Origin of the sequence: Propionivibrio dicarboxylicus (assembly GCF_900099695.1) — a bacterium.
GTDB lineage: Bacteria > Pseudomonadota > Gammaproteobacteria > Burkholderiales > Rhodocyclaceae > Propionivibrio > Propionivibrio dicarboxylicus.
In genome coordinates, this window is record NZ_FNCY01000002.1 from 242,806 (window position 1) to 256,179 (window position 13,374).

10 protein-coding genes are annotated in these 13,374 nt (G+C 60.3%); 3 read left to right on the forward strand and 7 right to left on the reverse strand.

From position 1 onward, the window contains the following. Nucleotides 1–19: 19 nt before the first annotated feature. The 6 genes from BLR25_RS04700 to BLR25_RS04725 all read right to left on the reverse strand — a co-directional run bounded on the left by BLR25_RS04700 (nt 20) and on the right by BLR25_RS04725 (nt 5,421). Entirely contained in the window at nt 20–790 is a 771-nt protein-coding gene (locus BLR25_RS04700) for a LamB/YcsF family protein (RefSeq protein ID WP_091934736.1), read from the reverse strand. A gap of 61 nt (nt 791–851) precedes the next feature. Next, on the reverse strand, nt 852–1,784 hold the full coding sequence (locus tag BLR25_RS04705) for a 5-oxoprolinase subunit C family protein (RefSeq protein ID WP_091934390.1): 933 nt from the start codon (nt 1,782–1,784) through the stop codon (nt 852–854). Continuing rightward, nucleotides 1,781–2,551, reverse strand: a complete 771-nt coding sequence (gene pxpB / locus BLR25_RS04710; RefSeq protein WP_218122627.1) for a 5-oxoprolinase subunit PxpB — start codon at nt 2,549–2,551, stop codon at nt 1,781–1,783. The genes BLR25_RS04705 and pxpB overlap by 4 nt, the downstream gene beginning before the upstream one ends. An 8-nt stretch (nt 2,552–2,559) precedes the next feature. After that, on the reverse strand, nt 2,560–3,858 hold the full coding sequence (locus BLR25_RS04715; RefSeq protein ID WP_091934393.1) for a TRAP transporter large permease: 1,299 nt from the start codon (nt 3,856–3,858) through the stop codon (nt 2,560–2,562). 22 nt (nt 3,859–3,880) lie between these two features. Continuing rightward, complete coding sequence (locus BLR25_RS04720; RefSeq protein ID WP_091934396.1) at nt 3,881–4,393, reverse strand: TRAP transporter small permease; 513 nt, start codon at nt 4,391–4,393, stop codon at nt 3,881–3,883. A 53-nt stretch (nt 4,394–4,446) separates the two neighbouring features. Then, entirely contained in the window at nt 4,447–5,421 is a 975-nt protein-coding gene (locus tag BLR25_RS04725; protein WP_091934399.1) for a TRAP transporter substrate-binding protein, read from the reverse strand. 228 nt (nt 5,422–5,649) lie between these two features. Here BLR25_RS04725 and BLR25_RS04730 point away from each other — a divergent pair, with 228 nt between their 5' ends. Then, on the forward strand, nt 5,650–6,192 hold the full coding sequence (locus BLR25_RS04730) for a winged helix DNA-binding protein (RefSeq protein ID WP_091934402.1): 543 nt from the start codon (nt 5,650–5,652) through the stop codon (nt 6,190–6,192). 16 nt (nt 6,193–6,208) lie between these two features. Here the strand turns inward: BLR25_RS04730 and fliW are convergent, their stop codons facing one another. After that, the gene (gene fliW / locus BLR25_RS04735; protein ID WP_091934405.1) at nt 6,209–6,637 is read right to left on the reverse strand and encodes a flagellar assembly protein FliW; all 429 of its coding nucleotides are present in this window, start codon (nt 6,635–6,637) and stop codon (nt 6,209–6,211) included. Between the two features lie 413 nt (nt 6,638–7,050). Here fliW and BLR25_RS04745 point away from each other — a divergent pair, with 413 nt between their 5' ends. After that, nucleotides 7,051–9,951: a hypothetical protein gene (locus BLR25_RS04745; RefSeq protein WP_143009759.1), complete on the forward strand. Its 2,901-nt coding sequence runs from the start codon at nt 7,051–7,053 to the stop codon at nt 9,949–9,951. Nucleotides 9,952–10,369: 418 nt separating this feature from the next. Continuing rightward, nucleotides 10,370–13,297 (forward strand): hypothetical protein, encoded by a 2,928-nt coding sequence (locus tag BLR25_RS04750; RefSeq protein WP_091934417.1) that lies wholly within the window; start codon nt 10,370–10,372, stop codon nt 13,295–13,297. Nucleotides 13,298–13,374: the final 77 nt, after the last annotated feature.

The window sequence follows — 13,374 nt, forward strand, 5'->3', positions numbered from 1 at the left end:
GCCCCGGGTGCCCCCCGGACTACAGCAGTTCCGGAATCGTCACCAGCGAATAGCCGGCCCGACGCAGGCCGTCGCGGATCGCCTCGGCCACGGCCACCGCTTCCTCGTTGTCGCCATGCACGCAGATGCTCTGCGGATTGACCGGAATGCGCTTGCCGGTAATCGAGATCAGCGCCCGCTCCTCGACCATGCGCATGACATGGGCAAGGCTCGCCTCGGCGCCGTGGACCATCGCCCCCGGCTGGCTGCGTGGCACGAGATTGCCGTCGTCGAGATAGGCGCGGTCGGCGAAGATCTCTTCGACGATGGTCAGCCCGAGCGCCTGTCCGGCCAAGGCCATCTGCGAGGCCGCCGGCGCCAGCAGAATCAGCGACGGGTCGAGCCGATGCACGGCGCGCGCGACGGCATCGGCAACCTTGCGGTCGGCGCTGGCGATATTGGACAGCGCGCCATGCGGCTTGACGTGGGTCACGCGCGTCCCTTGCGCCCGCGCGCAGGCATCGAGCGCGCCGATCTGGTAAATCAGCATGGCTTCGAGTTCCGGCGCCGGAATGTCCATGCGCCGCCGGCCGAAACCCTGCAGGTCGGGGAAGGACGGATGCGCGCCGATGCTGACGCCGTTTTCCCGGGCGCGCGTCACCGTCTTGATCATCACCAGCGGATCGCCGGCGTGATAACCGCAGGCGACGTTGGCCGAATTGACCGTGCGCAGCATCGCGTCGTCGCCCGCCATTTCCCAGGCGCCGAAACTTTCGCCCAGGTCCGAATTGAGGTTCAACTTGATTGTCATTGCCATCTCCTTGCCGGGAAAATGTGGCGGCGGTCCGACGACCGCCGCCATCGAACAGTCTCTAGCCGAGGTCGCCGACCCACGCCTGCCAGCGTGCCGCCAGTTCCGCCCGCGCCGCCGCGGCCTGCGCCGCATCGACCGCCGCGAAGCGGATCGCCTCGCCCGGCCGCAACTGCGCGAGCCGGGGCAGGTCGGCCGAAATCACCGTGGCGATCTTCGGATAACCGCCAACGGTCTGGCAGTCGGCCAACAGGATGATCGGCTGGCCGTTGGCCGGCACCTGGATCACGCCCGGCGTGACGCCGTCCGAGACGATATCGGCGGCCGCCGGACTGCGATGCACCAGCGCCTTTCCTTCCAGACGCAGGCCCATGCGGTCGCTTTGCGGCGTGACGCGATACTCGCCGGCAAGAAAATCCTCAAGCGCCGCCGGCGTGAAATGATCGTCCTGCGGCCCGAGCATGACGCGAACCAGCCCGCTACCCGCCGACCAAGGCGCAGCAGCGCGCTCCGGCCCGGAGGCCACATCGCACGGAATCTGCAGCCCGAAGCTGATCGCCGAACCGATCTCGGCGCGCAGGTAAGTCGAACGACTGCCGAGTTGCAGCAGCGTCGCGAAACCGCCCGAGACCGCGAGATACGCCGTCCCGCCCGGCTGGAAGCCGACCTGCAACTCGTCGCCGGCATCGAGCGTCACACTCTGCCAGGGCAAGACCTCGGTCTCGTCGCCCTCGGCGCTGACGCGCGTCGCCGTCGCCTCACCGGCCAAGGCGAAACGCAGGGGCCCGCTCAACACCGCCAGCGACGGCCCGGCCGCGCGGATTTCGATACAGGCGCAGTCGGCGTCATTGCCGACCAGCGCATTGGCGCAGCGCGCCAGCCAGGGATCGAGACAGCCCGACACGGCGATCCCCATGTGGCGGAAGCCGATCCGTCCGAGATCCTGGAGACTGTTGGCGATGCCGGCGTTGACCACTTCGACAAGCCCGTTCATGGCCGTCCCTCCTGCACCAGCAGACTGTCGCGCGCGATCTCGCCGCGCTGCGCCGCCGCTTCCATGGCATCGAACTCGGCCCGGTCGATCGCCCGCCACATCACCCGGTCACCCGAGGCGAGCAGCGCGGGCGCCGTCTCGTCGGCCGCCGAGAACATCGGCATCGGCGTGCGCCCGAGCAGGCGCCAGCCGCCGGGACTTTCCCAGGGATAGACAGCGCACATCGATCCGGCCACCGCCACCGAACGCGCCGGCACCGCCTTGCGCGGCGAGGCGAGACGCGGCATCTCGAGTTCGGCCGGCAGCCCGCCCATGTAGGGAAAACCGGGCATGAAGCCGATCATGTACACCTCGAAGCAGGTGCTCGTCATTTTCTCGATCACGGCCGCGCGCGTCAGGCCCTTGGTGGCGGCCAAGTCATTGAGGTCCGGCGCCAGGTCGTCGTCGAAGCACACCGGGATGCACCAGCGGCGCCCTTCGCGGCGCACCGCGCCGGCAGACTGCGCCAGCGCCACCAACGTGCGCCCGAGCGCTTCGCCGTCGCCCCGCTGCGGATCGTAATGCACCGTCAGCGAACGGTAGGTCGGCACGACGTCGACCACCGCGCCGCACTCGCCGCGGCCCCGCGCCGTTTCGAGCGCATCGAGCAGGCCGATGACGCGGGCATGCAGCGCCGGGTCGATGCGATCGCCGAACTCCACCGTCCAGGCGGTGTCCCCAAGCGGCAGCAGGCGCACGGCCTTTTCCTGCGACATCTCGCTGGTCATGACGGTCCTCACCCCTCCATATGTTTCGGCAGCCAGCTAACGATTTCGGGAACGAAATACATCAGCAGTACCATCACCACCATCAGCACGAACAGCGGGAAGGCGTGCTTGGCGATGTAACCGATATCTTTCTTGGTCATTCCCTGCAGTACGAACAGGTTGAAGCCGACCGGCGGCGTCACCTGCGCCATCTCGACGACCAGCACGATGAAGATGCCGAACCAGATGAGATCGAACTGCATCGCCTCGATCGTCGGCAGCAGCACGCCCATGGTCAGCACGACCATCGAGATGCCGTCGAGGAAACAGCCGAGGACGATGAAGAAGACGGTCAGCACGGCGATCAGCGCCAGCGGCGACAGATGCAGGCCGATGATCCACTCGGCCAGATGACGCGGCAGGCCGATGTAGCCCATCGACAGCGTCAGAAAGGCGGCGCCGAAGAGAATCATGGCGATCATGCAATAGAGCCGCGTCCCGCCCATCAGGCTGTCGATGAAGGTCTTCCAGGTCAGATCGCCCTGCACACCGGCGATGATCAGGGATCCGACGACGCCGAGCGCGGCCGCTTCAGTTGCGGTGGCGACACCTGTATAAATCGAACCAAGCACGGCGACGATCAGCGAGACGACCGGGATCAGGTGACGCGATTCGTATACCTTCTGCATGAAGCTCAGCTGCTGGTCGGCCGGCGGCACCTTCTCCGGATTCATCAGCGCCCAGACGATCGTGTAGCCCATGAACAGGCCGGCCAGGATGATGCCCGGCAAGACGCCGCCGATGAACAGCTTGGCGATCGAGACGTTGGCCATGACACCGTAGACGATCATGATGATCGACGGCGGAATCAGCAGGCCGAGCGTACCGGCGCCGGCCAGCGTACCGATCGAGATCGACTCGGGATAGCCGCGCTTCCTGAGCTCCGGCAGCGTCATCTTGCCGATCGTCGCGCAGGTCGCTGCCGACGAGCCCGACACCGCCGCGAAAATCGTGCAGCCGATGATGTTGGTATGAAGCAGGCGACCCGGCAGACGGTCGAGCCAGGGAGCCAGGCCCTTGAACATGTCCTCCGAGAGCTTGGTGCGGAAGAGAATTTCGCCCATCCAGATGAAGAGCGGCAGCGCCGTCAGCGTCCACGAGGAGGCCGAGCCCCAGATGGTGATGACCATGCTGTCGCCGACCGGGCGGTTGGTAAACAGCGCCATGCCGATCCAGGCGACGCCGGTCAGGGTCAGACCGATCCAGACGCCGCTACCGAGAATGACGAACAGCGCGAGGATGAGAAATGCGGTGACGTAAAGTTCCATGAAGTTTTCCCCGTCGCTTTGGCTATTCGGTGCGGGCCATTTCGCCCGATTCCTCGCGGACCTTGCGTCCGGCCAGGAGATCGACGAGTTCGGCGACGAAAGCGAGCGCCAGCACGGTCGTGCCGACGGCCATGCCGATCTGCGGAATCCACAGCGGCGTCGCATCGAGGCCGGTGGAGATGTCGTTGTAGTTCAGCGATTGCAGCACCAGCTGGATCGAGTACCAGGCCAGCGCCGAGGACACCACCAGGGCGACAACATGACAAAAGATATCCATGCGGCGATACCCGGCGTCGGACAGACGATTGATGATCAGCGTCACGCGGATGTGTTCGCCGCGGCGCAAGGTCGTCGCCAGCGCGAGGAAAGCCGAGGTCGCCATGCAATAGCCGGCGTAGGCGTCGGCGCCGTGCAGATCGAGCACCGGCAGGATGCGGCCGAAGATGCTTGAAAGCACCGCCAGCAAGGTGCCGATCATGAACAGGCCGGCCAGCCAGCCGGTCGCCTCAAACAGGCGATCAAAAAAAGTTCGCATTCGAAACAATCCCCAAAAAGGACGGACGCCCCGAGGGGCGTCCGGTCAGCTACTTATTTGCGAAAAGCATCGATGATGGCTTGCCCTTCGGCGCCCGTCTGCGTCGTCCAGTCGCCGATTATCGTCAGGCCGATTTTCTTGAAGTCGGATTGCAACTGGTCGGAACCGGCGCTGACCGTCATGCCGTTCTTGATGAGTTGCTCCTTGTACCACTTGTTCTTCTCTTCGCTGACCTTCCAGCCACGCGCCTCGGCAGCGGCTGCCGCCTTGAGCACCGCGTCCTGGGTCGGCTTGTCGAGCTTGTCGAAGGCTTTCTTGGAGACGATGACGAGGTTCTTCGGCAGCCAGGCATTGACTTCGTAGTAGTACTTGACCTGCTCCCACACTTTGCTGTCATAGCCGGTCGCGCCCGAGGTCATGAAGGTCGTGACCGCGCCGGTCGCCAGCGCCTGGGTGAGTTCGGCCGCCTGGATCGTCACCGGCTGCGCGCCGACGAGTTGGGCGATGCGGCTGGTGTTCGGGTTGTAGGCACGCCACTTGGCGCCCTTGAGGTCGGCCGCCGAATTGAGCGGCTTGGCGCTGAAAATCCCCTGCGGCGGCCACGGCACATTGAACAGCACCTTCAGGCCCTGCTTGGCGAGCCGCGCCTCGGTCGCCGCCTTGGCCGCAGCCTCGAGCTTCTTGGCCGCCGGATAACCGGTCGCCAGGAAGGGAATCGAATCGACGCCGAACATCGGATCCTCGTTCGAGAAGCCGGAGATGATGATTTCGCCGATATCGGCCTGCCCGCCCTGAACGGCGCGCTTGATTTCGTTGGCCTTGAACAGCGAGCCGCTGTCATGCACGGTAATCTTCAGCTTGCCCTGCGTCGCCTTGTCGACATCATCGGCGAACTGGCGGATGTTTTCGGTGTGGAAATTGTTCGCCGGATAACCGGTCGGCATATCCCACTTGGTCTGCGCCTGTACCGAGGCACCAAAACAGAGCATCGCCGAAACGGAACCGGCGACAACGAGCTTCTTGAACATAGAGTTCTCCCACGAGAAAAATCGAATCAACAAGAATCCGCACGGAAAACAACCCGCCCGGGACGCCAACCATAAACACGAGCAATGCTTTTATTTCAGGCGCTTAGAAAATGCGCATACTGGCCTGACCAATCGAGCAAACACAACGCTAATAAAACATCAATATAATGTCAATGAAAATTCCGTATAACATCTTGAAACTTTCGCACCACTCTTGGGGAACACCACATGACTGCCCGAACCCCCTCTAGCAAGGATCATGCAAAGGAACAACCGCGCATCGTCTCCTCGGCGCACCTGGTCTCGGAAAAATCCCCCGAACTGTCGGAAATCGAGTTCGGTCTGATCATCTTTTCGCACGCCTTCAACCGCTGGATGATCCGCTGCATGAGCGCCGCAGGCGTCAAGGACATGACGCCGGTCGACGTGATGGTGATGCACCACATCAACCACCGGGGATCGGAAAAGCGCCTGGCCGACATCTGCTTCGTCCTCAACATCGAGGACACGCATGTCGTCTCCTACTCGGTGAAGAAGTTGCTCGGCATGGATCTGGTGCAGAGCACCAAACGAGGGAAGGAAGTCTTCCTCAAGGCGACCGAGGCCGGCGCGGCGCTCTGCGCGCGCTACCGCGACGTGCGCGAGGCCTGTCTGTTACCGGGATTTTCCGGCGAGTCCGAAGAAAACGGTCGCTTCGGCGAGGTCGCGCAACTCCTGCGCACGCTCTCCGGCCGCTACGACCAGGCGGCCCGCGCCGCCTCGTCCTATTGATCGGGAAACGCCTGTTTCAGCGCCCGCGGTAAAGCACGCTCGGGTGGATCTCGTGCAGAATCTTCTGCATACCGAGCCGTGACTTGAGATTGAGAATCACCGGCGAACGGGTGTTGGCGCCGATCGCGCCGTCGGCGGCGGCATCGCGGTAGACAATGACGACCACCGCGGCATCGGCCGGGTCCGACAGACCGAGCAAGGCACAATCTTCGTCGGACAGTTCGATTTCGTAGGCGAGATCGAGCGCCTCGGGCACGACGATCGGAAACATCACCAGCGAATCATCCACCGACTGCAGCCAGAACACCGTGCCGCCGCCTTCCTGGTGGAAGAGCTTGAAACGGCGATGCGCCTCGAATCCGGCCAGCCCCTGCGGGAAATTGAACAGCGTGTCGGGGTCCACGTCCACGTTCTTGAGCCCCAGTCGGTCGATATCGATTTTCATGCCCACTCCCGGAATGAATAGGTTGCCGAGCGCACGGACCGCACCCGATCCTCGCAATTATGACGGGCGCGCACGACAAATGCCAGGCACGCCGAATTGCGTCGACGCGGATCGATTCGGCGAATCAGCAGGCGGACGCTCTCCCTTTCCAAAACCAAGGTGGCATGCCTGTGCTTCACTCCGATCCGCGATCCGACAGTGGCGGAATTCCGCACTTCCGGACGGAATATCAATACGCTCTCGCAAGCGCCCTGAGGCAGGTTCTCACGACATCACCGGAAAAAAGGCTTTTCCTTCTGGGCATGGAACTGTTCTTTGTCTGATTCCACTCATTCCCGGCAAGACATTTTTTCCGAAAACAGTGCGCGACGGCGACCCTCTCGCTGCCGCACCGACACGCAAAGGAGCGCACCATGAGAATCAGCGAATACAAGACGGCTTTGGCACAAGTTGACGACCACCAGATGGACCGCTTGTTCGCCACGCTGAAGGGCACAATCATGCATTTCGAGCGCCCAAGAAGGCCGCCTAAGCAATGGCAGAAAGTAGTGGGCGCGATCACCCATATGCCGGGGCCGCGAGCGCCCAAAGGCAATAACCATCCAACCGACAGCAAGTTCCCTCGGCCGATATTTCTCACTCTCACCAAGTTCTTCCTGGATCTGCAAGACGAATTCGGTGCCAGCATCGCAACGGACTGCATTAATCGTCTCAAGCAGACCGGCGATACCCCACTCTCAGCCCGCACCGTCAAGAATGTCATCGACAACGCCGAAGAGTCTCGGAAATTCACGCAATTGGAAAACGACGCCCGCCTGACCTCATATCTTGGCAGTGTCACGTGGGTCGGTCTCGTGCCCCCGGCCAACCCAAATCTGAGAACAAACCGCGATCACGGAATCCCTGACGACAATATCTCAGAATTCGTCAAGACCCTCATTATTGATAGATGCGTGGCTAGCCCCGACTACGATCGGCGCCTACTGCAGCACGCCGATTTTAACGATATCGCGCTACCCGTACTCCAGCTGTACGAGGAGGTCCTGCGCTTGCCGGGAATGACCGGCTCCATGCTGAACACGACCTTTGAGATGGCCTACAAAAACTCTCGGATGGAAGGGATCGAAAACGTCACGCAGAGACTCGCGAGCTACGCCGCCACGGCCTACATTCACCACAATCTCGACTCCGACGACCCGGATTCGTTAATGAATAAGGCGGTGCAAGCCCACGACTACGATCCGCCCCTCCCGCCGCTTTCAGACATATTCATGACCCGTATCGAATCCGCGTTAACGGCCAGGATAGCGAAAGCAACGGACGAACACGAAATCGCAGAAGAGGCCTCGATACGCATCGTTTTCCAAATCCTGACCGAACTGGCGACGCAAACCCTCGACTCCCTTCTCAAAGAACACTACTGGCTGCAACACCAGATCGAAACTTCGACGGTCCTTACCCAACGACAAAAGACGATGCTCCACCAATCGCTCGACCATGGACAACTGCCGCGCGAACGGCTGCCCTTTATTTTGCGGCGGGCCGAATGGATGAATACGCAAATTGCTCCACGCATGACCCGGTTGAATGATGACCGGAAAGGAAAATCCGGCAACGACGTCACTGACATCCTGACTTTGCTGGACGATCTCGCCTCTCCAAGCCAGGAAGACATCAACGCCTTTCAGGCGCAATATCCGAAGCTCCGGTCGGACGCAACGCTTCACAGCGAGATTACCCAGTGGTTTTGCAAGACGCAGATGGCCTTCTTTGCCGCCGGACTCAGCAATAATGACGCGCAAATCCTGGCGGAAGTGCTATCCAGCACCCCAGTCAACGTCTTCCCGGAAGAACGCTTCACGCAGGATAAGGCAGCTATTCTGTTAGCCTACCGCACATTGAAGAGCGCACTGAACCGACGGCAGAGGGAGGTCGGCGACGACATTCACGCCCTGATGGCCAAGACCTTCGATCAAACGATTCGCCAAATCAAATCCAATCACGACAACTTTGTCCAGACTCCCTCCGGACTTACCGTCGCACAAGCTTTCTGGGAAGCGGTGCGCGATGGCATACTCAAGCTCGAAAATGATGACAACACGGCTTTCATCGGTTTTCACGGATGGGACGAAGGATGGCAAGCCGACGCCAAAGACCTCACCGAATCCTACATCGATCTTGAGGACTGGGACAATATCGACGAGGCGACGAAACTCCGGCGCCTGGATGACGGCCTCCAAAGCATCGTCAACACCGTATTCGACGGCGACAAAGGCAAGGCTGCCACTTTCACACGCCACATCATAACCTTCTTCCCGGCCATTCTAATGGCAGTCACCGCCAACGAGGATTTGAACCCGATCAAACTGGGAGGAGAGATCCCCGTGAGTGGTTTTGGAACAAATCGCGCTAAGACAATATACAAAGTCACACTGTTGCACGTGGACAACGGCCACCTGACGATCCGGTTCGAACTGTCGAGTCTTGGACTTCGAGTCGCCACTGACATGCATAACCACCGGTACTGGCTGGACAGCAAGGGAAGCGCGATATCGCTTAGCAGCCTCTTCACGCTGAGCCCCAACGGACGATTCACCCTGCAAATGCCGATGACGCTCTCGTACCGACTGGAACTCGACGATTGGCCGGAAAGCGCCTACCCGCAACCGATACCGAGTGACTTGTACAGTCCGCGACGTCCCGTCCACGGCGATCTGTTGAACTACGTCGCATTGAAAGGGAACCCAAGCGAGCTCGCACTGATGCTGGCGCTCGACGCCGTGCATCGATTCAAGGAACATCCTTCGGCCGAGCAGGCGCTGTTGGTTTATCACCACTTCATTACCGCCGGCAACCAGGCGAATCTGGAAGATTTCAGTGCTATAACCTGCGCAATAATGCAGAAGCTCTCCGACAAGGAGTATGACGAAATCCGCCTCGGCCAATTGAATTTCTTACGCAACACCCTGGACATTGTCTTGGGCACCCCCAGCCTCGCTCACCACAAAGATGCAGCGCTCGCGCTCCGGAACCATATCGACGCTTTCATCGCCAGTCCGACCCCGGATATCTTCAACCGGCTGCTCGAGGAATTACACACTCCAGACAGTCCATACGCAGCGCTTAAGACGGTGATACCTGATGCTATTGAACTTGTGCTCTCAGGTCCGCCGATGAATTCATCCCAGGTGGCTGACGCATCGCTGGTTGACGCACTGGAGAAAGGCCTCGTCAATTACATCGGCGACGAGGTTCTGCCTTCATTCATCGAGTCCGTCAGGGCGTCGGCCACAAGCACTTTTGCAAACACCTGATTGGAAGCGCGTCGGAACGCCGGCGCAACCCGGGCGGGTACGTGTCATTCGAACACGATGACCTGACACCCGCTCATTTTCGTCTCAGTGGTAGACGCAGGCAACACCGCTTCCTTACACCACCGGCAAGGACCCGCCTGCGCTCTCGAAAACCTCCGGGCGACGCCGGCGAAGACGTGTCTTTTGCCTGACGACAGGACAGGTCCGGGCTTCCGTGATTCCGGACGACTTGTCAATACATTTCTGCCAACCGTTCCAAACAAGTCATCGCGATTATCCGCGCAAAAAAGCCGCTTTTTCTGGGCAAATGGAACCGTTTTTCACCCATCCCCACTCATTCCGTGCAAGACAGTTTTTCCAAAACACGCACACGACGGCTCCCCCCTCGCTATCGCACCGACACGCAAAGGAACGCACCATGAGAATCAGCGAATACAAGGCAGCTTTGGCCCAGATTGACATCAAGGACATGGACAAACTTATCGCCGCGCAGACGGGAACCTCCGTGCATTTTCAAGCGGCGACGGCGCCGCCCGAGCGCTGGCAACGGGTACAGGGTGCAATCATCAACGCAGCGGGAGACACAGGGACTGAAGGCGGCAGCCCTTCGCCCGGCGACGCCCCCCCGCCGTCGGCGATACTCTCACTCGCCACGTTCCGCACGGATCTGCAACGAGAGTTCGGCGCCAGCATCACGATGGAATGCATTGACCATCATCACCTGGCCGGCGACACCCCGATCACGGCCCGCACCGTCAAGAATGTCATCGACATGGCCGAAAACAGACGGAGAGCCATGCAAATGGCCAACGACAGCAACCTGTCCGCATACTTTGACCATGATATGTGGGCGGGCATCCTGCCCTCGGCCAAGACAACCGGGGGCAGCCAACATCTGCACACGGCCGTCCCTCGCGGGATCCTTGGCGAGCGTGCCGCACAATTCGTCACGACGCTCATCACGACAATGTGCGAGCGTCACCCCGACTACAGCCGGAAAGCGCTGACGCTCATTGAATTCATCCATGTCGCGCAGACCGCACTCAATCTGTACGACAACGTCGTGCACTTGTCGGCAATCCCACCCGCCACGCTGGAATTGACCTTTGCCATGGCCTACGAAGATCTCTTGAGACACGGGATCAGCCACGCCGTGCGGAGGCTCCCGGTCTACGCCGCCACAGCCTGCCTTTGCCACAAACTCGACCCACGGGATCCTGGCTCGTTCATGCATCAAGCCCTGCAGACTGCCGCCCGCGATCCGGGACTCCCGCCGTTGTCCGAGATGTTCATCTCCTGTGCCGCGAACAAGTTCACGATCGAAATCAAGAAAATGGCGGCCTGCCAGGAAATTTCCGAGAACGACTCGATGGCGACCATATTCGCCAACCAGATCGCACAGGGACGCCTCACCCTCGAGCGCTTCTTCGAAGATCACTACGAACTGCAAAGTCTCATCGAAACCTCGACCGTCCTGACGCAACGGCAGAAGACGATGCTCCACCAATCGCTCGACCACGGACGCCTGCCTCCCGAACGACTGAAATTACTTGTGAACTTGGCCACATGGATGGGAAACGAATTTGCGGAGCGCTTGAACTCACTCCTCGATCCGGAACGTTTTTTCGTCGACCACGTTGTCTACGTCTTCAACGCCTGGGTGGAAACACTCGCCAAGACAGCCCTGCAGGAAGTGGACGAAGCAATGGGTGACTTTCTCGCACAACCGCAGGGGGACGATTCCGACGACAGCCTACGCGCCGAGATGATCGAGAGCTATTGCAAGGCTCATGCGGCCTTCATGGCCGCCGGACTCAGCACGGACGACGCAGGAGCCCTGGCGACCCTGCTATCCAAGGAGTCGGTCGTCGCATTCCTGAACGAGCACCTCGATAAGCTAGACCCCCTTTATGGGCTTATCTACCGCAGCCTCATGACTGCGCTGGCCCGACGGCGGATAGAGGTCGGGGACGACATTCATGCCCTGATGCTCACATCGCTCGACCAAACGATTCGCAACACCGTCGTAAACCCCGCCGGGCCTTTTCAGCTTCTCTGCGGACTCCGCATCCCGAAAGCTTTCTGGGAAGCCGTGCGCGATAACACGCTGATCCTCAGCAAGGATAACGATACGGCTTTCATCGATTTTTACGGATGGGAGGAATCACTGGAGCAGCTCGAAGCCGGCAACTTACAATCCTTCATCAACCTCACAGACTGGCACGACCTTGGCGACGAAACGAAGTTGAAGCGCCTGGAGATCGCCTACCAGAACATCGTCAACACCATATTCGGGGGCAACGCAGACAAAGCCGCCACCTTCATGAACAACATCATGGCCTTTCTTCCGGCCGTCCTGGCGGTATGCGCCACAACCCCGGCGTCGGATCCGATCAACCTGGGCCCGGAAAACGCCGTGATCAATCTGGGCACAAACTTCAACCAGACGCAATGCATCGTCACGCTGATGCGCAAAGACAACGGTCATTTGCCGATTCGATTCGAGTACTCGAGTCACGGGCTTCGTAGCGCCACCAACACGCGTCGCCAGCGGCACTGGATGGACGTGGACAAAAGCCAGATATCGCTTGAATGCCTGGTTACACTGAGCCCCAACGGACGGATCGTCCCGCAGGCACCGATGAAACTTGAGTACCTGCTGATGCCCGACAACTGGCCGATAGACAACTATCCGCGGCCGATACCGGGGGACTTATACAATCTGCAGTATGCGGCCCATGACGATCTGTTGCACTACGTTGCGTCGTCCGGGAACGAAAGCCAGCTCGACCTGATTCTGGCACTCGACGTCATCCATGACTACCGGGCGCAGCCTTCGTTCCAGCGGGCGTATCTGATTTATGACTCATACATCGCGACCGGCGCCTTGGATTGCCTGAATGACGCGAAGCCCGCATTCCTCGAGATCGAGCAGATGCTCTTCGATCAACTCAATGCCAAGCCCTTCTGCGACGTCTTGAAGTCCGTGGACGGCAGCCTGGAAATTGTCTTTGGCGATCCACACTTCGCTCGTTACGAAAACGCAGCGGTCGCTCTCCGGAACCACATCAGTGCTTTCATCGACACTCCGGACCCGATTAGCTTCAGACGACTACGCGCGTACATGTTCACCCGGGGAGGCGCTTACTCACTGCTTCGGGACATTATTCCCAAAGAATACCAGGAAGCGCTCGCCGGGCCGCTCACGGAAGCACTCCGGGCACCCAGCGCATCGCTGGTCTACGCGCTGGAGAGAAAGCTCGTCAAGTACATCGGCAAGGAAATTCTGCCTGGATTCATCGCGTCAGTCAGGGAATCCGCCGCAAGGACTCGGCCGAACACCTGACCCCCCGTCCCGAAACCTCCGGGTAACGCGGGCGAACACTTGTCTTTTCAAACATGATTGCGTAGTGTTCGCCCTTT